The following is a 22,276-nucleotide window of genomic DNA, read 5'->3' as shown; positions in this document are numbered from 1 at the left end:
GCTCCTTCATCTTTCCCGTCCCGTGGCGAGGATGGCCAGGAAGGCGACCGTGCCCAGGGCGAGCACGGCGAGGGCGACCAGGAAACCGGGGATGTCGGACCCCGTCGCGTCGGCGAGGATGCCGGTCGCAAGCGGGGCACACACCGAAGCGCTCATGCCGCAGAAGTTGAAGATGCCGAACGTGGTGGTCATGCGGCCGGGTGCAGTGCGGGCGCCGAGCCAGGAGATGATGAGCGGCTCGACGGCGAGCTTTCCCACAAAGCCGTAGGCGACGGCGCCCAAGGCGACGACCGCCTCGTTGGGCCCGAAAACGAGCGGCACGAGCGCGAGCGCTGCTGCTGCTTCGAGCGCGACGATGAGGGCGATCTGCCGCTGCGGATGCCGGTCGACAAGGCGCCCGAACGCGAGAGCGCCGGGGATGCCGGCAAGGAAGACGGCCGTGCTCGCCGTGCCCGCAAACCCTGCGTCGAAGGCGCGTTCAGCTTGCAGGAAATCGGGAAGCCAGGCGCTGATCAGGTAATACAGGTAGAGGGTGGCGAAGTAGAGCACGCAGGCCGCGACCAGGGAGACGCTCGCCGTTGTGCCCGCGGGCGCACCCGCCGCGCGGCCGCTTCGCAGGCGGTCCTTCGGAAGCTCGTGCGCGAACACGGCGACCATGGCGAGGGCCAGAACGCCCGTCGCTCCGGCGAGCGCCTGCCAAGTTGCGATTCCCGCGCCCACGAGCGAGCTCGCCGCGGCAATGCCCAGCCCGCTGCCCACCGCGGTACCGCTGTTGACGATCGCGGTGGCGAGGCTCTTGCGCGCGGCGGGCACGCGCGTGTTGGTGATCGTGTAGGCGATGCCGTAGAAGGTGCCGCTGCCCACGCCGGCGAGCGCGTTGCCCAGGTAGAGCACGGGCAGGCTGCGCGCAGCGACCATAACGGCGGTGCCGAAGGCGAAGAGCGCAAAGCCCGGAATGACGACGCGGCGCATGCCGAACCGGTCGACGAGCAGCCCCGACGGAATCTGCATGAGCGCGTAGCCCAGGAAGTACCAGCTGGAAACGCCCCCGAGTTCGGTGCTCGTCGCGCCGCCGAAGAAGGCGCTGAGCTCGGGATAGATCGGCGTGAACATCATGCGGGCGACCCAGATGACCACCCATCCGCAGGCGAGCATGAGCACGGCACGCTTCCAAGACGGCATGCGGCGGCGGCCCGTTTGCGGGCGCGGTGCGGCTTCTTCCGAATGCGATGCGGTGGTCATGCCCTCTCCCCGAACGGGCCTGCCCGGCCCGCGCGCTGTATTGCTGTTACAGCAGTGTAGTCTACGAGCGTGATAACATCACGCGCCCCCGTTGTCACCAGCTGTTGAACCCGGCAATGCGTCCTTATCGCGATAAAGCGCGACCGGAATGCCCGGCCGCGGCCTTTCTGTGCGCACTCGTGCGTTTCTACCGCACGCTTTATTGGGATTACGTGGGTGTTATTTGAATTGCTTATTAGTGACGGATACTAATAGCGGGCGTATTCGGTACGTAGTTCCCAAGCGAGTGTGAGAGCGTGTCTGCAACTATTTCCACGGTGTATGCCATCGATTTTCTGGGCGAACTGCTCATGGGAACGATGCTGATCTGCAATGTGTGGCGCCTGAGGGGCCACACCGATGAAGACCGTCTGCTGCGCACGATGGTCGCGTGCGCAATGGTCGGCTGTTTGATGGACGCGGTATCGTTCACGTTCGACGGTACGCCCGGCATCGTCGCCCGCCTGCTCGTGGTGACGTCGAATACCTTTCTGCATGCGGCAGAAACCGTCACCTGCTGCTGTTGGGCCCTCTTCATTCACGTTCACATGCGTGGCTCCGTGGCGCCGAAGGCACGCCGCCTGGTCGCCGCGCCGGCTGTCGCTTACCTGGTCGTTCTCTTTGCGAACTTTTTCACCCCGCTCGTGTTCAACGTCGACAGTGCCAACGTCTACAGCCGTTTGCCGCTTTCCGTGTTGGGCATGGCCGTGTCGTACGGCTACTTCGCCTACGCGCTCGTTTTCTACCTGCATATGCGCCACAGCACGCGCGGTCTGCGCTTCTTTCCCGGCTGGGCTTTGCTCATTCCCGTGGCCGTGGGCGGGTCGGTGCAGCTCGCCTTTCCACAGTTCCCCCTGTTCTGGGCGGTGGTGTGCGTGGGTATTGCGGCCACGATTACGAGTCTGCAGAACGAAGATATCTACCGCGATCGCCTGACGGGCCTTTACAATCGGACTTTCCTGGAATACGTGAGCGAGCGGAAGGTGAAGCAGGACGACGCCGGGATGACGGGCATCATGATCGACCTCAACGGGTTCAAGTCGGTTAACGACCGATTCGGGCATACGGTGGGCGACAAGGCACTCGTGGACGCCGCGCACGTGCTGCGCACATCGGTGGGCGATATCGGAATGACCGCGCGTTATGCGGGCGACGAATTCGTCGTGCTGCTCAACACGAACGACGAAGCGGTGGTCGATCGCACGCTGGCGAAGGTTCGCGAAAACGTGCGGAAGTTCAACGAAAGCGGCGGGCGACCGTATCGGCTCAGCATGGCGATGGGGTGTTGCCCCGTGGTGCCGGGCACCGTTGCGGTGGACAAATTCATCAGCGAGATCGACCGCGCGATGTACGAGGACAAGCGGCGCTACTACGAAGCCCATCCCGAGGCCAGCCGACGCTCGTCCGATCGCGGCGAGGGGGCTGCGGGTCGGATATCGGCGGCGCCCCCGTTGCCACACTATGCGGATAGCGCATAGCATCCAACAGGCTTTGCAGATCGCAGCGCGCCTACTTCGGGCTACCATGGTTTCGATAGGAAACGTCAATGAAAGGATGCGACATGACGGTTGAAATCGAAGCGAAGAAATCGGCGATTATGCCAGAGGGCGTTTTTATCATCGGCACCTACGACGAAAACGGCGTGCCGAATGCGATGAACGCGGCGTGGGGAGCCCAGTCGGGCTACGATGAGGTCACGTTCTTCCTGGGCGCGCACAAGACCACCGAAAACCTGCAGAAGACCGGGGCCTTCACCGTGGCGTTCGGCACCGTGGACACCGTGGCGATTTCCGACTACTTCGGCATCGAAACGGGCGCGAAGGCCAACAAGATCGAGAAGGCGGGCGCGCACGTGCACAAGAGCGCGCATGTGAACGCGCCGATCATCGAGGAGTATCCGCTCACGCTCGAGTGCACGGTAAAGAGCTACGACCCGGCAACGGGCATCCTGGTGGGTGCGATCGTGGCCGAGCAGGCCGATGAGGCGATCCTCACCGATGGCGTGGTCGACGCCGCCAAGCTCAAGCCGATCGTGTTCGACATCGCGACCCGCACCTATCGCGTGGTCGGCGACGTCGTGGGCCACGCCTGGCGCGACGGTCTCCCGCTGCGCTAGCGCGCGACGACAGGCGTGACAACATCCCCGCCCCCTGCTGTCACGCCATCACATGTACGTACACCGATGACGTGAACACGCCGTCTTCCGCCTCGAAGCGCGCGTTGCCGCGATACGCTTCCGCCGTCTGTTTGATAGACTGCAGGCCCACGCCGCCCTCGGCGTTCTGCGACACGAATCCGCCCTGGTCATCGCGCTGCACCGTAAGGTAGCTGTTGTTTTGCACGATCGTGACGATGCCGTTGGCCGTGCGTCCGCGCAGGTGCACGAAGGCGGCGTCCGGCTCGCTGGGCCGCGCCGCCCGTACCGCGGCGGCCGCCCGCACGGCGTTCTCCATCAGGTTGCCCACGATGCCCGCCAGGTCGTTTTCCTGCGCGGCGGGAAGGTCGCGCGGCAGGTCGAGCTTCACGTCGACGCGCTCGACGCCTTTTGCCTGTGCGGCATCGACGTAGTAGCCCACAACGGCGTTGATCGCGAAGTTCGTGCAATACCGATGTGCACGGTCGCCTTCGGGGATGGCCGCACTGATCTCGTCGAGGTAGGCCTGCAGCTTGGCGGGGTCGCCTTCTTCGCTATAGCCGCGGATCACGGCGAGCTGGTGCTTGAAATCGTGGCGCTGGCGGCGGATTTCGTTGCTCGTGTCGATGATGGCGCGGTTCTGCTTGCGTTCGGCTTCGGCCCGCTTGCCGATGAGCGCGATGCGATGGCGCATGGTCTGCGCGGCCAACTTCTCCTCGATGGTGTTCTTCAAGTACACCCCGCTCATCGCGATGAGCGACAGCGTGAAGATCACGGTGCCGATTTCGCAGAAGACCATTTCGGGCACCACGCGCCAGGCGTAGTAGTTGGCCAGTTCGAGTCCCAGGAACACGTCGAAGATGACCACGACTACCAGATAGTAGACCTTGAACGGCGTGCGTTCGGTGCGCTTGCGCACCAACGACAGGGCAAGGTAGGCCGTCGTCAGGCCGAAGAGCGAAATGCTCACCACGTAGTAGGCGAAGAGGCTTTCGGAAAACTGCCATACGCCGGCCAGCTGCGCCACGATGGCCGCCAGCGCGAAAATCTCGCTCGCACGGCAGAGCACGAAGGGGAGCTTGTCGCCGGGGCGGTCGATCACGATGCGCGTGAGGTGCGTGAGCGGAATGAGCAGCGTGTAGAGGCCGATGTAGGTCATCATGTGCAGGGTTACGGGCCGCTTGATGATTACCGACGACAGGTCGCATTCGCCCACCGACCACATGCCGATGCACACGCAGAACATGCCGAGCCAGATGAAAATCGCGCTGTTCGCTTCGAGCCGGCGCACGATCAGCCCCAGCAGGGCCAGCACCAGCCCGAGCGCAATGAGGGTCTCGCCGAAGGAAAACGCGAACCCCATCTGGGAAAACAGCATCACGCGCACGGCATCGAACGAGCCGGTTTCCATTGACGTCAGGCGCAGGCCCCAATAGCTGGAAGGCACCGTGTAGACGATGGAAATCTGCGCGGGGCTTTCATTGCCTGCAACCAAGACGGCCGAATTGAACGGCGGCGGGTCGGACAGGAAGGCGGGGTAGGTGCTGGGCGCGCCGTAGCTATCGGCCAGGTTGCCGTTCACGTAGAGCTGGTAGGGCGCGTAAAAGGTGTTCAGGTAGAGTGTCGATTGTGCGGAAAGCTCGGCGGTCGCCGTGAGCGTCACCGTCCAACCGGGGGTGAGGCCGTGCAGGTCAACGGGCGTTGTAATGGCGGCGGGGTAGCCTTCGACCGCCTGGCCGTTGGCGTCGCGCACCGTCATGTTCCAGGTATCGATCGTGGCGACGCCCTGCTGCGTGTCGTTGTGCTCCGAGGTGTAGGCGCCCGAAAGCCCCAGCGCGAGGACCGCTGCCGCGAGCAGGCAGCAGAGCAGCACGACAGTGCCACGCGTTCTACCGCTCACCTTCCGCATCCTTCTTTCGGGTCATTGCGAACATCCAATCCTCCCAGGCGGTGCGCGTGCGCGCAAGCCAGCCGCGACGAATGAAGGCGGTGTTGCCGCCGTAGAGGGAGGCGCTCATCGTATCGGCGTCGACGTCCTGCACGAGCGCCAGGTTGATCAGGTAGCTATGGTGGCAGCGCAAAAACTGCGGGTTGGCGAGCCGGTCTTCCAGCTGGTCGAGCCGGCCGCGCACGCGCAGCCGGCGGCCGTCGACCATGGTGAGCGTGAAGTAGTGCCCGCTCTGCTCGGCGAAGACGAGCTGGTCGGGGCAGACGGTCACGTCCTTGCGATCGACGCGCACCGAAAGCCCCGGCCGCTTGAGCTTGGCTTCATGGGCGGCGGCGAGCACGTCGTGCACGGCGGCGGCCTGCACGGGCTTGGTGAGGTAGTGGTTCACCGAAAGGCGGTAGCCGTCGAGGGCGAAATCGGTGCTGTTGGTGATGAAGGCCACGGGAACGATCGCGTCGACGCGCCGCAGGGCCGCGACAGCTTCGACTCCGCAGGGCGTCTCTTCGCCGCCCGCATCGCCCATGAAGATGTCCATGAACACGAGGTCGTAGATACCGGGGATGTAGGCCTGGGCGAAATCGCGCGCGTGGACGAAGGTGGTGATAGTCGTTTCGAAGGGGGCCTTGGGGATGATGCCCATGAGCCGGCGCATGTCGGCGAGGCTGTCTTCGCAGATGACGACGTTCAAGGTGTTCATCGCAGGCCTCCTTTCGCTTGCGCGTTCGTGTGTGAAACCGCGGCTATCCTACCCATAAGATTGGGGAGAAAACAAGCGCGCAGAGCTTGTCAAGAGCGAATTTTGCCTATTTGCTGGCATCTTCGGTCGAGAGCGCGGCCAGGTGTATGCCGACGCGGGCCGTAGGATGGGTATATGGTTATCGCGCCTGCACACCACACACAGCATCGGGCGCGTTCCATACCGGCTGGCCGGCGGCATGCGCATACGGTGCGGGGCCCGCTGCATCGCTTACGCCTTCGATCACCACGAGAAGGCTTCAAGGCGTGCGCCCCTTCCCCATCACGGCAGCGCGCCATCCCCATGGGCGCCCGCGCCGCCGCGCATGCCGCCGGCCGATGAAGGGACGGGCTTGCGTCGCCACTCCTGCCGGCGACCGCCCGTCCCTTTCGGTTTTGCATCGCACACATGTCGCGGAAAGCGCGCATGGGAAGGGAAAGGGGGAAGCCGTTATGACCGTTGCGGAAAGATCGTTCGCGAAGGCGCGCCTTGCGTGCGCACTGGCCGTTGCCGTCCTCGCGCTGGTCGCATGCGTGGCCGTGCCCGTGGCGCACGCCGATGAGGCCGCGGGCGGGGTGTATGTGAACGGTTCTGCGGGCAATGACACCAATGCGGGCACGAAAGATGCGCCCGTGCAATCGTTCTTAAAAGCGAAGGAGCTCCTGCAGAGCACGGGGGCGGATGAGATCTACGTCACGGGGGCTCTGCAGTTGTCGGGGTCGACGGAAACGTGGGACCTCGGCGGCAAGACTCTCAAGCGCGATGCCGGCTACCACGGCGAGCTCGTGCACCTGAGATCGCACGCGACCCTCATGCTGCGCAATATCGTGATTGACGGCAACAGCGCCGCCGGTGCAACGGGCGTGTCGTCGGAGGGAAACGGGAGCGGCGGGTCCCTCATCGGCGTCTTCGACGGAAGCGCTCTTACGGTGGGCGAAGGCGCCGTTGTGCAGAACAACAGCATCGAAAGCCACGGCAATTGGTATCCCGAAGGCGGCGGCGGAATCTTCACCAAAATGAGCACCGTTAACATCGAGGGCGGCACCGTATGCAACAACGAAGCCGTCTACGGTGGCGGCGTATTCGGCATTTCCGACGCCGTAATCAATGTCTCGAGCGGGTCCGTTACGGGCAACCGCGCGCTACAGGGCGCAAACCCGCGGCTCAGTGCCGAATACGGCGGAAGCGGAGGTGGAATCTGCGCGGCTGACGGAACCGATGTCAACGTGTCTGGCGGCACGATTTCCCACAACGCGGCCTACGAGCGCGGCGGCGGCATTTCGATGGGCACCCTCTTCGCTTCCGAAAAGGACAGCCCCGTTCTTACGATGACGGGCGGAACCGTTTCGAGCAATTCCGCCGGTGCGGGCGGTGGCGGCATCTTTGTGCAGGCGGGGTACAGCGCGTCGGGCCACAGCGGTACGCCGACCTATGGCATCGCGCAAATCACCGCGGGCACGATCGAGGGCAATGAGGTGACAGCCGAAGGCGAGGGCAGCGCCATGTTCGGCGGCGGCGCCATCTACGTCAACGGATATTCGAGCGCTTACAGCGATTTCCATAACGGCGAGCTCTATCTGAGCAACGCGGAAATTTCCCACAACAAAGCCTTGATCGCCGGAGGCGGCTATGCGGCCTGCCCCGTTTCCGTGACCGATATCGAGCTGACCAACGGGTCGGTGCTCTACGGCAACGCGACCGATGACGGCAACGCGCGGGAGATCTACATCCTTGCGTCTCTCGCGTTGGGAACGCACAGCGGCAATCCGCCGTATGCGATTTCGCCTTCGATGCTCGGCGGCGGGTCGTATGCATGGGTCTACGACGATGGGAGCGAGGTGCCCCTCGACAAGTTGACGGGCACGCTCGACGCAAGTCAGGGCGAGAGCCTGGCATTGAGCAATGCCCTTTCGGCTGACAGCCCGGCGGTGAAAAAGGCCCTGGGACTGGCGAAGGTCCACATCGTGTCCAACACGTCCGCTACGCGCGGCGGCGGCATTGGGTCGAACGGCAGCGTACTCATCGGCAAAACGGTCGAGACGACCGAGGTTTCGGTTACGAAAGAGTGGGCCGATAACAACGATGCCGACGGCGCGCGCCCTGCTTCCGTCGAGGTAAACCTCTATCGCGACGGTGAGTACGTGGGCTACCAGACGATGAGCGCAGGAGAAGACGGAGAATGGAAGGCAACGTTTGCGAACCTTCCGAAGGAGGATACGAACGGAAACGATTACGTCTACACCGTCGAAGAGCGGCCGGTAGAAGGGTACGTTGGCGCGGTTTCTGGATCGGTGGCCAATGGATTCGTGCTGACGAACACGCGCACGATCGATGTGGCGGGGTCGAAGACGTGGAATGACGATGACGACAACGATGGCCTGCGGCCCACGTCGATTACGGTCAACCTCATGCGGGACGGCAGCAAGGTCTCAAGCAAGGCGGTGACCGCCGCCGACGGATGGGCGTTTGCGTTCACGGGGCTTCCCAAATACGACGTATCGGATGGGCATGCCTACGTCTATTCCGTTACGGAAGACGAGGTAGGGGGATATGTTTCCGAAATTTCAGGCGATATGGACTCCGGCTTTGTGGTTGCGAATACGAAGTCGAGCGTTCCGCCCGCGCCGGGCGGGGGCTCCGATGAGCCCGGCGAACCTGCGGGCGACGAGCCGAACACGCCGTCTGAAGAAGAGTCGGGCGAGGCAGCTCGCGACCAGCGAGAGGAGGCTTCGGCCCTTCCGTTGACGGGCGACGATCTGGGGTTGCTGGGCGCCGTCGCCGCCGTGGCGGCGGGAGGTGCTGCGGCGGCCGCAGCGAGGGCTGCCAAAGACAACGGGCTGCGCATCCGCGCACGGCATGCGAAATAAATGGCGAAAAGACTTGGTGGATAGCGTTTCGTTCGACGTGAACGCAAACGTTAACGGGGAGCCCCGCTGACTGAAAGGCAGCGGGGCTCCTTCTCATTCTCGCGGCTGTTGCATGCGACAATTGTGGCGTCCGATTTAACTTTCGAGGAGGGGCAATGCAGGCGATATCGGCTTCAGTTGCGAAAAACGATCTAGACGGTTTGATTGCCCGCGTGAATGAGGGCCATGCCCCAGTCGCGATTACGGGGACAAAAGGAAAATGCGCCGTGCTCGTAGGTGAGGAAGATTGGGCTTCGATTGCTGAAACGCTTGCTCTCGGCAGCGTTTCAGGTATCCCTGCTTCACTTGAAAGGGGAGCGAAAGAGCCGACGAACGCATGTGTCGATGAGCGCACGCTCGGGTAGTAATTGCGCAGAGCCTCTAACCCTTCTCAGCCCAAGCTCGTGACAACGGGGTCGGGTGATGTTGTCGTTCCGTTCGGCTATCTGAATTTTGTGCAAATGCATGCGTAAAATTCAGATAGAAATGCCTATTACCAGGCAGACGGGCTAAAATGCTAACTGAAAGACGTGCAACTATTTGCGTAAATTTCAGATAGGAGCCGCTATGATCATTGAGCGTCCGAAGTATCTGCAAGCGCTAATCGCAGCGATGGGCTCAGACCAGGTAAAGGTAATCACCGGAATCAGGCGCTGCGGCAAATCCTATTTGGTATTCACCCTGTTTAAGAACTACTTACTTGAACAGGGCGTTCCTGAAGGGAACATCGTCGAAATGGCGTTCGACGCATTCAGGAACAAAAAGTACCGGGATCCCGATGTCTTCTACCCCTATGCAATCGACCGCCTGGAACAGGCGCATGGCAAGCGCTATGTGCTTCTCGACGAAGTTCAGCTGCTTGGCGATTTTTCCGACGTGCTCATCGATTTGAATAGCATCGAAGACGTCGACGTGTACGTAACGGGGTCGAACGCGAAGCTGCTTTCCCGCGACATCGCCACGGAATTCAGAGGGCGTGGCCAGGAGATCAGAATGGCGCCGTTGAGCTTTTCGGAGTTTATGAGCGCCTATGACGGGGACAAGCGCGACGGGTACGAAGAGTACGCCACGTACGGCGGCCTTCCGGCAATTCTTGCAAGGGAGACGCCCGAAGAAAAGGTCGCTTACCTGAAGAGCCTCTACGACGAGCTCTACATTCGCGACATCGTCGACAGAAACCGCGTGCGCGACGAGGGAAATTTCGAGATGCTCATCGACATCCTTTCATCGGCAATCGGCTCGCTCACCAATTCCTCGCGGCTGTCGGCAACGTTCAAAAGCGAAAAGCACGTCACGATAGCTCCCGAAACGGTTGACCGTTACCTCTCGTACCTCACGGACGCGTTTTTGGTCAGCAAGGCAAAGCGCTACGACATCAAAGGGAAGAAGTACATCGGCTCGCCGTGCAAGTTTTATTTCTCGGATTTGGGCTTGCGGAACGCGCGTATGAACTTCCGCCAGATGGAGCCGACGCACATCATGGAAAACGTCATCTACAACGAACTCGTGGGGCGCGGGTTCGGCGTCGACGTGGGCGTTGTCAACACGGCGGTGAAGGATGCGCGCGGGACGTATCGGCGCACGCAGCTCGAGATCGACTTCATCTGCAACAAAGGCAGCCAGCGCCTCTACATCCAGTCGGCGTTCGCCTTGGAAAACGAGGCAAAGGCCCAGCAGGAAGAACGGTCCCTGAAGAAGGTCGACGACAGTTTCAAAAAAGTCATCATCACAAAAGAGGGCTTCGCGCCGCATTACAACGAAGACGGCATCCTCATGATGAACGTCTACGATTTTCTGCTCGACCCCAACAGCCTTTCGGCATTGTGACATGACAACAGGGGCGCGTTGCCGGCTGCACGCATGGCCGGAGGACTTTTTGGAACGCGTGTCCGTCGAGCTATGACAACGCCCCCGCGTGATGTTGTCACATCCGCTGCTTGCGCTTGCCGGTGACGGTTTCCACGTCGAGGCAGTACACCGCCGTGCGCGGGATGGCGGCGGGGTTGTAGTAGGCGTGCCGGCCAGGGTGGTACTGGTCCATGATCGCATTGAGCCCGCGCACCTTTTCGTCGCCTTCGACCATGCGCAGGCGGCCGGTACCCATCACCGATTCGTAGGCGAAGGTGCAATAGCCGCGGTCTTCGAAATACTGCAGTTCGTGTCCGCAATCCATCTCGAAAGCGGCGCGGTTGTCGCGCTTCATGAGGTCCATCTTCTGGCCTTCGAGCGCGCTGTGGAAGTAGAGGGAAAGGGCGTCTTCGGTAACGGCGAGGCCGAAATTGAGCGGCACCACGTAGGGCGTGCCGTCCGCGCCGTTCAGAGCCAAGCGGCACACGTCGCAGCGGCGCATGACGGAAACGATGTCGTCGAAATCGGTGATTTCTCGCTTGGCCTTGCGCATCGCTGGCTGCCTTTCTGTACGCGTATGGGGCTGCGCGCGGTCGAACGCGCGCAGCCCCATTATGGCCGATGCCCGCGCGCCGCCATCCGACGGCTGCGCAGGAAGAGGGATTTCCCGCTAGGCCGGCACGATCGCGCCCACGCCCGGGGCGACCAGGCGCGGCCGGTAGGGGAAGTTCGCGAGGTCTTCTTCGCTCGTGACGCCCGAAAGCACCAGGCAGGTGTCGAGGCCCGTTTCGATGCCGGCGATGATGTCGGTGTCCATGCGGTCGCCCACGATGGCGGCATCGGACGAATGAACGCCGAGCATCCGCAGGCCCGTGCGCACCATGAGCGGGTTGGGCTTGCCCACGAAGTAGGCCTTCTTGCCGGTGGCCACTTCGATGGGGGCCACGAGGGCGCCGCAGGCCGGTCGAATGCCGTCTTCGAAGGGGGCCGAAATGTCGCTGTTCGTGGCCACCAGGCGCGCACCGTTGCTCACCAGGAGCGACGCGGTCACAATGTGTTCGTAGTCGTAGCTTGGCGTTTCGCCCACCACCACGTAGTCGGGGTTTTCGCTCGTGATGGTGACGCCTGCTTCGTCGAGCGCGGCGGTGAGGCCGTGCCCGCCGATCACGTAGGCCTTGCAGCCGGGCATTTGGCCCGAGAGGAAGCGCGCCATCGAAAGCGCGCTCGTGTAGAAGTGGCCGACGTCGACGTCGACGCCCATGCGCGCGAGCTTTTCGTGCAGGTCCTGGGGCGTTTTGTCGCTCGAATTGGTGAGGAAGAGGAACTTCTTCCCGCTCGTTTTGAGCCATTCGATGAATTCCTTGGCGCCGGGGAGCAGGCGGTCCCCATGGTAGATGACGCCGTCCATGTCGCAGATGAAGCCGCTTTTGCTGCGAAGCTGTTCCATATTCGCTCCTTTCGCATTCGCGTTGGTCATGTTTGGTTCGCTTCCAACGTTAGCCGAGCGGTGTCCACGATATGTGGGAATTGCCACAGGAGCTCTCGCTGTTTACGTAACGTTTCCGTCAAGTCGGGCGGAAGCGCCGGTGCGGTCCGGTTGAGGGAGATGCGAGGCACGTGCGCGCTGCAGAAGGTGGGACGACACCCTCCGTCCCCGTTGTCCCCACGTTGTCCCCACGGCGCCGAAGCGCGCGGCACCCGCTTTCCTTTGGCGGCGCAAACGGCGGTCGAACCGCCGGATGGCAAGGCAGTCCTAACGTATGGGCAAGGGCTATTCCGCGATTCGGTTATCGGCTTTCGCGAACGCCCTAAGACGGCAGGGGAGCGAAGCGGGCGAGCGCGCGTTTCCACGCGGAGAAGCAGGCGGTGCGGAAGGCTTCGGGATCCGCGATGTGCGGAATCGAAATCGTGCTCGAGGGGGCGCCGTGCGGGGCGCGTTCGATGTAGCCCACCTGCAGGATGCGCGGGTTGAGCGTGACGTCGAAGGGTTCCATGGTGAACAGGTCGGGCTCTACCAGGGCGGCCGCCGCCACGATATCCCAGCAGACGAAGCCATTCATGTCGTAGCCCACGGTCATGAAGTCGAACCAGGCCTTCGCCTGGCGCATGAGCCAGGAATCGGCGCCCAGTTCGCGGGCGAAGCGGTCTTCGGTGAACACGGCCGGTAGGCAGGCCTGCGCTGTGGCGTCGACCACCGGGCAGGCGGCCCCGAGCACCTGGCAGGAGGCCTGGGGATCGCACGAGAGGTTGAGCTCGTCGAGCACGTGGCCGTTCACGAGCAGGGTTTCGGTGATGCCGCCCATAAGCGAGATTTCGCGCACCTGCGAGAAGAAGGCGGGGTTCAGTTCCGCCGCTCCGCGCAGGTTGGTGAGCGACCCGGTGGCGAGGATGCTGATCTCGCCGGGGCGTTTGGCCACGGCTTCGGCCAGGAAGCGGGCGGCGTCGCTGGTGGGGTCGAGCGCCGACGCGCCGCCTTTGAACACCGGCACGTTCAGCCCCAGTTCGCGGCAGATGCGCCGCGTGTTGCCCACCACCGTGTCGATGTCGCTGTTGCCGTAGGTGCAGCAGATGCCTTCCACGACGACGTCTTCGGGCTTGCCCAGCAGGTAGAGCAGGGCCAGGCCGTCGTCAACGTCGCATCCGGGCACTCCCATCGTGTTATCGAAGTCGATGATGACGTGTTTCATGGGCTCGCTCCTTGGGTCGGGCCGCGCATCCGGTGCAGGCGGCGTTCTTCCTAGCATGACCGAAGCGCCCGCCGTCGGGCAAGAGGGCATCCCCTTGCCTTCCTGCGCGTGTGGGCCGCGCTGCGCGGGCGCGGCTATTCGTTTTCGTAGGCGGCCTTCTTTTTAATGAACGTTCCCCGGTCGATTTCGTCGAGCGCGTCGAGCAGTTCCTGGTGGGTGTTCATCACGATGGGGCCGTACCAGGCAACGGGTTCGTCCAGCCGCTCCGACCGCATGAAGAGGATTTCGATCGGCGCGTCGCCCGCTTCGATGGCAACCTCATCGCCTGCGCCCAGCTTGGCGGCGGTTTTGGCGGCCACGGGCGTACCGCTCACGAGAGCGTCGCCTTCCAGCGTGAAGACCATGGCGGATGCGTTGTCGCCCGGCGCATCGAGCGTCACCGTGCCATGGGGTTCCAGATGGATGTCGTAGAAGTCGAGCGGCGCGTACTTCCCCTGGATCCCCGCATGACCCTGATACGAGCCCGCGATCAGGCGCAGCTTGCCGCCGTTCAGCGGGAATTCCCGAATCTCGCTGTTGAGGATGCCGTGGTAGAAGGGGTCGGCGGTCATCTTGAAGCGTGCGGGGATGTTGAGCCAGAGCTGCACGCCGAGCATGCGGTCGGCCGGTTGGGGCATTTCGGAATGGAAGGCGCCCGACCCGGCGGTGAGCCATTGGGCTTCGCCGTCGTGGATGGTCGCCTTGGTGCCCAGGTGGTCTTCGTGGACGATCGACCCCCGCGACAGGAACGTGACCGTTTCGATACCGCGATGCGGATGCAGGGGGAAGCCGGCCACGTAGTCGGCGGGGTCGGTGGAGTCGAAGGCGTCGAGCATGAGGAAGGGGTCGTAGACGTCGGTCGTTTCGTTGCCCAAGACGCGGACGAGGCTCACCCCGGCGCCGTCGACGGCGCGATAGCCCTGGACCTGGTTGGTGACGTTTCTGAGCATGCGAAGGCCTTTCTATTCTGCGCGCAACGCGCGCGAACGGGTGCGGTAGGCGGAAAGCAAGCGTACGAGTTCTCGTTTCTCCTCCTGCGTCCAGACGCTGAACTTGCCCGCGAACATGCGCTCGTTTTCCGGGGCGACCTGCTCGATGAGCGCGCGGCCTTCCGCGGTAAGGGACACCAGGGTCTTGCGGCGGTCGGCGGGGTCGGTCGCGCGCTGGACGAGCCCCTGCTTGGCGAGGTTGTTCACCACGAGGGGGATGGTGCCGTTGCTGCCCAAGACGGCGTCCTTGATTTGGCCGACGGTAAGGCTCCCTTTGTTGAGCAGGGCTTCGAGCACCATGAACTGGGGGGTGGTGAGCCCGTGGGCGGCGCAGATCGCAGCGGTGTTGCGGTCGAGCTCCTTCACGAGCCGGTGGATGGAGATGATGAGGTAGGAATCGTCTTTCACGGCCGCCTCCTTTTCGTGAGAATATATCTAACTAGATACAATTGGTCAAGAGGCGTTGCCGAGCTGTGGGAATTGGGCGTCGCGGGGCTTACGCTTCTTTCCGATGATCGGTGACGTAGAGGCCCACGTGCAGCTGATCGTAGGTGTCGGCGTCTGCGTCAACCGCGAGCACGCGGCATTCGAACACGTCGCTATGCCCGAAACGCAGCAGCTGGGCCGGGATGGCGTTCACCGCGCGCGGGACATAACCGATCATGCGGTCGTGGTAGTAGAGCGCGATTGCGTTGTCGTCGTAGTGGTTGTCGAATTCGGGGACGAGCGCGATTTCGTCGCCGGGCTTCATTTCTCCAAGTACGAACAAACCGTCGTATTAGCGCATGCCGGCCACTTTGAAGTCGGCGTACAAACGCGAATACGTTGCCATGGTGGCTCCCTTCCCTTGACTGCCTTGCCGCGAGCATACAACGGAAAGATGCTTCCATGTGTCCTATAATGGGGACAACCATTTCAGCCGACGGAAAGGGGCGCGCATGCCGTCCGGGAACGTGCAGAAGCTCAAGATTCTCTACCTCATGCAGATTTTCAGAACGGAAACCGACCCCGACCACGGCCTTACCATGCCTCAGCTGGTCGAGCGTCTGGCCGAACGCGGCGTTACCGCCGAACGCAAGAGCCTCTATCGCGACATCGAAACCCTGCAGGATTTCGGCATGGACATACGCAAACTCAAGCGCCAGCCGGTGCAGTATGCTCTGGTCGAACGCGACTTCGAGCTTTCCCAGCTCACCTTGCTCGTCGACGCGGTGCAGTCGAGCCGCTTCCTTTCCGAAGGGGCCTCGAAGGCGCTCGTGAAATCGGTGCGCCAGATGGCGTCGGTCGAAGAGCGCAAGACCCTGAACCGCCAGGTGCACGTACACGGCCGCCCCGCCCGCCAAGACCAGTCCGACTTCGTGGCCGTCGACAAGCTGCAGGAGGCGCTCGCCCGCAGACGGCAGGTGTCTTTCGTGTACTACCGCTACGGGGCCGACAAGAAGAAGGTGGCGCGCAAGGACGGTGCCCTCCACCTGGTCACGCCGATCAACCTTACCTATTCCGACGGCAACTACTATTTGGTGGCCTACCGACCGCTTTCGGAAGAGGAGCGTGCGATGGGCAAACCCGACGAGGTGCGCAACTACCGCGTCGACCGCATGGGATCCATCAAAGTGACCGACGTGCCAGTCGAGCGAAACGAGGTCATTTCCGCCTATGACCCCGACGAAGCGGCCCGCACCGCGTTCGGCATGTACGGCGGTCCCCGCGTAACGGCAAAGATTAAAGTGGCCGCCACGGTGATGAACGTGGTGATCGACCGTTTCGGGCGCGACGTTGTCGCCACACCCGTCGACAACGGCGCGGCAGCGATTGTGACGGTGCCCATCCGCCAGAGCCCCGTCTTCTACGGTTGGTTGGCCGTGCTGGGCGAGGATGCCGAAATCCTGTCGCCGGACGGTCTGCGCGAGGGGTACGTTGATTGGCTTGCGCGTACGCTTGTGCGCTACGGGGCGCAGGCGTAGCGCGCGCCTATTGGGGCTTCAACGCAGGTCGGAACCCTTTCAGAAAGACGGCCCCGACCTGCGGTCGAAACCGTCGGTCGGGGCCGTGGGCGGCGGGCTTGAGGGGGCCGTGCGGATCGGTTGGGGCTCGCTGTTAGAAGAGCGCACCGGTGGCGGCCATCGCGATCAGGGCGAGGATGGGCAGAGCGCCCTGCTTCAGGATGATGGCGGGCTGCACGGTAATGCTGCCGTAGGCTGCCACGATCACGATCAGGACCATCGTGCTCGCCACGAGTAGGGTGTCGCCCGCCACCAGGCCAACCACCAGAAGCCCGGCGATGCAGAGGTTGTAGACACCCTGGTTCTTCAGCGCGGAATTCAGATGGGGCTTGGCCAGCTCCTCGACGGGGATGCCGAAGGTGTCGGCGGTCTTCTGCGAGGCGGTGCGCATCGTTTCGAGCACGAAGATGACGACGAATTCCACGATGACGAGCGCTGCCAACACGGTTGCGATGATGTTCATGAAAGAGCCTTTCGGGGCAAGATCGGAAAAAGAACAAGTCTATATAGTAAATGCTTCATCCCTACCATGGGAAGTGGACGGTGCCTTATCTGGAGCTGCCGCACTTATATCTTTGCTCGGGCTTTGCCCTGCGGGGCGCCGTCCGTTTGTTTCGGTCGCTCGCGGGGGGGGCTAGTCGTCTTCCGCGTTCATCTGCAGCACGTAGACGTTCTGGCGCAGCTGCTGGGCGATGTCTTCGGTGATGGTCCCGCGCCCCTGCAGCTCGCCGATCTTGTCGAGCTCTATCGAAAGCGAAGCCGCCGTGATCATGTTGATGTAGGTGCGCGAAAGCTTGAACTTGTCGCTGATCGTGTACTGTCTGCTGTCGAAAAGCGCTCCCGCATCGGCGCCGGGCGCTTCGTCGGAGTTCCCCACGCGCTCGCGCAGGGTGTGTAAGATGCTTTGATGCTCACCGATGAGGATGCGGGCGGCTTTGGCGGTGCGCTCGTCGGCGGTTTTCGCAGCGTCTTCCAGGTAGTCGATCGCGACGCGCTCGAGCTCGATGGCGAACAGACAGGTCTGGTAGTACATGAGCTCGGCTTGCTCGTTGGAAACGTGTTCGGGGCTGATGCGGTGGCGCAGGCGATGCAGCCTGCCTTTCAGGCCCCCGCCGGTCAGGCCGACGCGCTTGCCTTGTTCGTAGTAGCCCACTGAAGAGCGGATGCTCGTGAGCAGGGCATAGTGGGGGGCGGCTGACTTCGCGGACGTGTGCGCGAGGATCTCGCTTTCGAGCTCGTTGGCGCGGCGCTGCTGCACCGCGAGCGTTGCGCGGACGAGCCGGCCCATGGCGTCCCCGCAACCGCCCAGGTCGAGCTGGGCGCGCATGAGCCGCGTGCGATAGCTGCCCAGCACCACGCGGGTGGCAGGCTCGAATTCGGGGTGCCTGCCCTCGGCGATCTTCGATTCGATTTCCGCGATCGTGTTGCGCAGGACGGCAACCTCGGCGCGCTTGACGTCCTCTTCCGAGGCGCCCGCTTGCTCGCTCGGCGCGAGGCGGGGCAGCGCGAGGTCGGCGATGATCAGGGTGAGCAAGATCACGCCGGCGGTCACCAAGATGATGAAGCTGCGTTCGGGGAAGGCGGCGCCTCCCGCAACGGTGAGCGGAATCGTGAAGATAATCGAGAGCGTGACGGCGCCTTTGGGACCGGCGATGGTCGCGACCAGGGCGTCTTTCAGAAGCTGCGGGGTGGTGGGACGCTCGTCGCTGGCAACCTTGCGGCGATGGGCGAGCTCGGTCGCCACGAGCCAGACGAAGCGCACGAGCATCACGAGGAAGGTGACCGCCACGATGACCCCGATCAGGGGACCGGGGCCGAATCCACCGTTGACGGCGGGCGACATCGCTTGGGGAAGCTGCATGCCCAGCAGCACGAACACGACGCCGTTGATCAGGTAGACGATGATTTCCCAGAAGCCGTTCGACACCAGGTTGAGCCGGGCCTGCGAGGTGGTGGTGAGGCGTGGCGTGTGGCGGGCCATCACGAGGCCGGCGGCCACCACGGCCAGGATGCCGCTCACGTGCAGCTCTTCGGCAGCGAGGAAGACGACGAAGGGGGTGAAGACCTCGTAGAGCACGTGGACGATGTTGTTTTCGAATCCGCGGCGCCGGAGCAGGTTGATGAGGAGGAAGGCCGCGAAGCCCGCGACCACGCCGAAGGCGATGCCGCCGAAGAAGAGCACGAGGAAGGTGATGCCGGCGTCGGCGGCGGAAAAAGCGCCGGTCACGGCTGCCGCGATGGCGAACTGGAAGCAGACGACGCCTGATGCGTCATTGATGAGCGATTCTCCTGAAAGCAGGGTCTTCTGGCGCTTGCTCAGGTTCACCGACGCACCCAAGGCGCCCACGGCGGCGGCGTCGGTGGGGCCGAGCGCGGCGGCGCAGGCGAAGGCAGCTGCGAGCGGGATGGTGGGCACCATCGCGTTTAGGGCGAGGCCCACGACGAGCACGGTAGTCGCCACCAGTCCGATGGCAAGCGACAGGATAGAACGGAGGTTGTTCCACAGGTCGCGCTTGCTCGATTCGCGCGCCTCGTTGAAGAGCAAAGGCGCGATGAACATGACCAGGAAGAGTTCCGAATCGATGTGAACGTGAGCCACCTGGGGCACGAGGAGGGCGGCCACGAGGCCAGTTGCAATCTGCACCAAAGGCAGGGAAACGAAGCGGGTGAGGCGTTCGGCCACCGAAGCGACGATGACGCAGGCGAGCAGAATCAAGACGAGTTCGAAAGCTTCCATCGGGGCCTTTCAGGGTGCGGTGGGATAGGGGGCGGAATGTGTCGCCGGAGTCGTATCTGTTCGATGTGCTGCAGTGAGTCAAACAGGTCTGACCCCGGTGGCTCACTGCTGCAGGTGCAGGGTCTAGGCCTGGGCGTTCTTTTCGCCCTCGGTGGCCTTCTGCACGGCGAGCATCTGCTCGAACATCGACCGGGATTCGTTGAAGTTGGCGGGAAGCACCACGGTCGACCCGTTGCCGTTCTTGGCGAACCCGGCCATCATTTCGGTCCACTGGGTGAAGAGGAAGAGCTCGTTGGCCTCGGCTTCCGAAACACCCGATTCCTTGATGGTTTCGAGCGAGTCCTTGATGCCCTGGGCGATGGCGATGCGCTGGGCGGCGATGCCGCGGCCGGTCTTTTCCATGGCTTCGGCTTCGGCCTGGGCGCTCGTGACGCGCTTGATCTTGTCGGCGTCGGCGAGTGACTGGGCGGCTTCGCGCTGGCGCTGGGCGGCGTTGATGTCGTTCATCGAGGTTTCCACCGATTGAGGCAGGTTGATGCCGGTGATCAGCGTGGACACGAGCACCCAGCCATAGCTGCGCATCGTTTCGGACACGTTTGCGTTGACGTCGCGGGCGATGTCGTCCTTTTTGCTGAAGACGTCGTCGAGCGCGTAGGCGGGAATCGATGAGCGCAGGGCGTCGGACAGGTAGTCCTGCATCTGGGCGATGGGCTCGGCCAGAGTGTAGAAGGCCCGGTAGACGCCGGAGTTTTCGGGCTGGCCATCGCCGTTGTCGTAGTCGATGTGGTACTGGGCCGACACTTCGAGGACGATCGTAACGTTATCGGCGGTCTTGGCGTCGAGCTTGAAGCTGAGGCGGTCGGTCTTCATCGAAAGCTGGGATGCTTTGCGCTCGATGAGGGGGATGAGCAGGTGGATGCCGGGGCCCGTGATGCGGTTGAACTTGCCCAGGCGCTCGATGACGACCGACTGCTGCTGGGGCACGATGTAGATGCCGAGCACGATGAGGACGATGATGAGGACAAGAAGGACGGTACCGAACATGATTGCGCCTTTCTCTTGCGGGGTGATGCATCGAGCATACCATGCGGGCGCGGCGCGCCTTGCCGTGGCGGGCCCTGCGCGCTGCGACCGAACGGGTACGGGGAGCCCCTACTTGTCGACCGGCTCGCCGTTTCCTCTGGTGCGCAGCGCCGCTTCGACGAGGGCGCCCAGAGCCAAGCCAAGGATTCCGGGTACGACCCAACCCAGCCCGATAGCGGCGGCGGGAAGGCTGTCGATCAGGGGCAGCGCGCCGCCCGGCGCAAGAGCGTCGCGCACGGCCCCCGCCGTGCTCACGACTCCTATGCAGGCCATGCCGCAACGCCACATGAGGGGGTGCGCGCTCGAGCGCGGCACGAGCCCCATGACCATCGCGCAGATACCCATGGGATAGAGGGCCATGAGCACGGGAAGCGAATACGTCAGAATCGCCGTGAGCCCCGCGTTCGAAAGGACGCAGGACACGACTGCGATGATGACAGCCCATCCTCTATACGAGATGCGTGGGAAGGTTTCGGCGAAGTACTGCCCGATCGACGACACGAGTCCCACGCACACGTTGAAGCAGGCGATGAAGAAGGTGGCCGCAGTGAGCGCGGTGCCCGCTATGCCGAAGTGCAAGGATGCGGAAAGCGAGATGACTTCGGCTCCGTTTGCCGCCGAGGGGGACACCGTGCCCATGCGTGCGCCCAGGTAGGCGAGGGCGCAGTAGACAAGCGCCATAAGGGCGCCGGCCACGATGCCCGACCGCGCGACTTGGGCGGCGGCCGCGCGGGGGCTCGTGACGCCCATCGCGTGCACGCTGTTGGCAATGACGACGCCGAACGCGAGCGCGGCGAGCAGGTCGAGGGTCTGGTAGCCTTGCACGAAACCGGCTACTACCGGGGCTTGCGCGTAGGCGCCTTGGGCATAATCGGCGAGGTTGCCGGCGGGGGCGACTACCTGGGCGCTCACCATGAGCACGAGCAGGGCGATGAGCGACGGGCCGGTGACCTTGCCCATGAGACGCACGACGCGGGCGGGGTGCAGGGCGAGGGCAAGGGCTGCCGCGAAGAAGGCCAGCGAAAAGACGAGTTGGGCGACGCCGATGGCGGCATCGCTGGCGTTGAGAAGGGGCTTGATCATTTCAAAGGACGTGGAGGCGGTGCGGGGAATTGCAAGCAGCGGACCGATTGCCAGGTAGGCGAGCACGGTGAAGATGCGCGAAAAACGTCGGCCGATGCGGCTGAGCAGGGCGTCCGCCGTCCCCGATCGGGCGATGGCAACGATCGTCGCGATAGGGAGGCCCACGCCCGACACCAGGTAGCCGATCGTTGCCGGCGCGACGGCAGGGCCCGCTTGCACGCCCAATAGCGGGGCGATGATCAGATTGCCCGCTCCGAAGAACATGGAAAAGAGCGCGATGCCCACCTCGAGCGAGCCGCGCGGGCCCAGCGTCCCGTCTGCGAGGTCCTTCGCTTTTTCGTGCGCCATCGAACGCTCCTTTTGGGGAATCGGGAAAAGTACAACCGCACAAGACTAGCCATTCCGCAGGCGCCGTGCAACGAGGGTGGGCGAAGCGGAGCGCGCCCATTGAAACGCTTGTTGCGGGCAGGACCTCGCTCAACATCCGCCGCCCGCGCGTAGTCGGCCCCCTCTGTCGGCCGCGGCCCAGTGCAGGTGGCAGAGATATGCCGATGTGCAGCAAAAATGCGGCACCGTTGGCACGGATGTGCCGATGTGCAGTATAAGGATGGCGTCGATTCACAGTTTTCGAGGATCTATCGCGACAAAACCCCAGGTCAGCATCTATGCAGGTCACCAATCAACGCAAGGGGATGCTGCACATCGGTCATTCTCTGCCAGCAGCCGCCGAAATATGCTGCACATCGGCATTTCTCTGCCAGCGGAATCGCCTCTTGGCTATGGGCGCGGCGCGGGATGGTGA

At 63.2% G+C, this 22,276-nt stretch carries 19 protein-coding genes; 6 read left to right on the top strand and 13 right to left on the bottom strand.

Annotated elements, in window-relative coordinates; all coding sequences use genetic code 11:
- Positions 1-6: 6 nt before the first annotated feature.
- Complete coding sequence (locus BN3270_RS05240) at positions 7-1,242, bottom strand: MFS transporter (RefSeq protein WP_058986103.1); 1,236 nt, start codon at positions 1,240-1,242, stop codon at positions 7-9.
- 296 nt (positions 1,243-1,538) lie between these two features.
- Between BN3270_RS05240 and BN3270_RS05235 the strand changes: the two genes are divergently transcribed.
- Positions 1,539-2,759 (top strand): GGDEF domain-containing protein, encoded by a 1,221-nt coding sequence (locus tag BN3270_RS05235; protein ID WP_148335489.1) that lies wholly within the window; start codon positions 1,539-1,541, stop codon positions 2,757-2,759.
- 83 nt (positions 2,760-2,842) lie between these two features.
- Complete coding sequence (locus tag BN3270_RS05230) at positions 2,843-3,397, top strand: flavin reductase family protein (RefSeq protein WP_058986101.1); 555 nt, start codon at positions 2,843-2,845, stop codon at positions 3,395-3,397.
- Positions 3,398-3,437: 40 nt separating this feature from the next.
- Here BN3270_RS05230 and BN3270_RS05225 read toward each other — a convergent pair whose 3' ends face one another.
- Both BN3270_RS05225 and BN3270_RS05220 read right to left on the bottom strand, forming a co-directional pair.
- Positions 3,438-5,315 (bottom strand): sensor histidine kinase, encoded by a 1,878-nt coding sequence (locus BN3270_RS05225; protein ID WP_167551319.1) that lies wholly within the window; start codon positions 5,313-5,315, stop codon positions 3,438-3,440.
- Complete coding sequence (locus BN3270_RS05220) at positions 5,305-6,060, bottom strand: LytR/AlgR family response regulator transcription factor (protein WP_058986099.1); 756 nt, start codon at positions 6,058-6,060, stop codon at positions 5,305-5,307. The genes BN3270_RS05225 and BN3270_RS05220 overlap by 11 nt, the downstream gene beginning before the upstream one ends.
- Positions 6,061-6,551: 491 nt before the next feature.
- Here BN3270_RS05220 and BN3270_RS05215 point away from each other — a divergent pair, with 491 nt between their 5' ends.
- The 3 genes from BN3270_RS05215 to BN3270_RS05210 all read left to right on the top strand — a co-directional run bounded on the left by BN3270_RS05215 (position 6,552) and on the right by BN3270_RS05210 (position 10,832).
- Positions 6,552-8,966 (top strand): Cna B-type domain-containing protein, encoded by a 2,415-nt coding sequence (locus BN3270_RS05215; RefSeq protein ID WP_058986098.1) that lies wholly within the window; start codon positions 6,552-6,554, stop codon positions 8,964-8,966.
- Positions 8,967-9,121: 155 nt separating this feature from the next.
- A complete protein-coding gene (locus BN3270_RS09290) occupies positions 9,122-9,370 on the top strand; it encodes a type II toxin-antitoxin system Phd/YefM family antitoxin (protein ID WP_082673370.1) in 249 nt (82 codons plus the stop codon).
- Positions 9,371-9,572: 202 nt separating this feature from the next.
- Entirely contained in the window at positions 9,573-10,832 is a 1,260-nt protein-coding gene (locus tag BN3270_RS05210) for an ATP-binding protein (RefSeq protein ID WP_058986097.1), read from the top strand.
- 97 nt (positions 10,833-10,929) lie between these two features.
- Here BN3270_RS05210 and BN3270_RS05205 read toward each other — a convergent pair whose 3' ends face one another.
- The 6 genes from BN3270_RS05205 to BN3270_RS05180 all read right to left on the bottom strand — a co-directional run bounded on the left by BN3270_RS05205 (position 10,930) and on the right by BN3270_RS05180 (position 15,337).
- Positions 10,930-11,406, bottom strand: coding sequence for a pyridoxamine 5'-phosphate oxidase family protein (locus BN3270_RS05205; protein ID WP_058986096.1), 477 nt, complete (start codon positions 11,404-11,406; stop codon positions 10,930-10,932).
- A 117-nt stretch (positions 11,407-11,523) separates the two neighbouring features.
- Entirely contained in the window at positions 11,524-12,300 is a 777-nt protein-coding gene (locus tag BN3270_RS05200; protein WP_058986095.1) for an HAD-IIA family hydrolase, read from the bottom strand.
- Positions 12,301-12,661: 361 nt separating this feature from the next.
- Positions 12,662-13,540 carry a nucleoside hydrolase gene (locus tag BN3270_RS05195; RefSeq protein ID WP_058986094.1) on the bottom strand — a complete coding sequence of 293 codons (879 nt, stop codon included), beginning with the start codon at positions 13,538-13,540 and terminating at the stop codon, positions 12,662-12,664.
- Between the two features lie 134 nt (positions 13,541-13,674).
- A complete protein-coding gene (locus tag BN3270_RS05190) occupies positions 13,675-14,529 on the bottom strand; it encodes a pirin family protein (RefSeq protein WP_058986093.1) in 855 nt (284 codons plus the stop codon).
- A 12-nt stretch (positions 14,530-14,541) separates the two neighbouring features.
- Positions 14,542-14,976, bottom strand: coding sequence for a MarR family winged helix-turn-helix transcriptional regulator (locus tag BN3270_RS05185; protein ID WP_082673368.1), 435 nt, complete (start codon positions 14,974-14,976; stop codon positions 14,542-14,544).
- Between the two features lie 88 nt (positions 14,977-15,064).
- Positions 15,065-15,337, bottom strand: coding sequence for an HIRAN domain-containing protein (locus BN3270_RS05180; protein ID WP_148335488.1), 273 nt, complete (start codon positions 15,335-15,337; stop codon positions 15,065-15,067).
- 169 nt (positions 15,338-15,506) lie between these two features.
- Here BN3270_RS05180 and BN3270_RS05175 point away from each other — a divergent pair, with 169 nt between their 5' ends.
- A complete protein-coding gene (locus tag BN3270_RS05175; RefSeq protein WP_058986091.1) occupies positions 15,507-16,532 on the top strand; it encodes a helix-turn-helix transcriptional regulator in 1,026 nt (341 codons plus the stop codon).
- 133 nt (positions 16,533-16,665) lie between these two features.
- Here BN3270_RS05175 and BN3270_RS05170 read toward each other — a convergent pair whose 3' ends face one another.
- The 4 genes from BN3270_RS05170 to brnQ form a co-directional block, all read right to left on the bottom strand.
- The gene (locus BN3270_RS05170; RefSeq protein WP_058986090.1) at positions 16,666-17,034 is read right to left on the bottom strand and encodes a DUF1304 domain-containing protein; all 369 of its coding nucleotides are present in this window, start codon (positions 17,032-17,034) and stop codon (positions 16,666-16,668) included.
- A 171-nt stretch (positions 17,035-17,205) separates the two neighbouring features.
- Positions 17,206-19,308, bottom strand: coding sequence for a cation:proton antiporter (locus BN3270_RS05165; RefSeq protein ID WP_058986089.1), 2,103 nt, complete (start codon positions 19,306-19,308; stop codon positions 17,206-17,208).
- A 123-nt stretch (positions 19,309-19,431) separates the two neighbouring features.
- Entirely contained in the window at positions 19,432-20,352 is a 921-nt protein-coding gene (locus BN3270_RS05160; protein WP_058986088.1) for an SPFH domain-containing protein, read from the bottom strand.
- A 108-nt stretch (positions 20,353-20,460) separates the two neighbouring features.
- Complete coding sequence (gene brnQ, locus BN3270_RS05155) at positions 20,461-21,822, bottom strand: branched-chain amino acid transport system II carrier protein (protein WP_058986087.1); 1,362 nt, start codon at positions 21,820-21,822, stop codon at positions 20,461-20,463.
- Positions 21,823-22,276: the final 454 nt, after the last annotated feature.

The organism is Hugonella massiliensis (assembly GCA_001486445.1).
Taxonomy (GTDB): Bacteria; Actinomycetota; Coriobacteriia; order Coriobacteriales; family Eggerthellaceae; genus Hugonella; species Hugonella massiliensis.
This window is presented reverse-complemented; position numbering and strand designations above follow the sequence as displayed.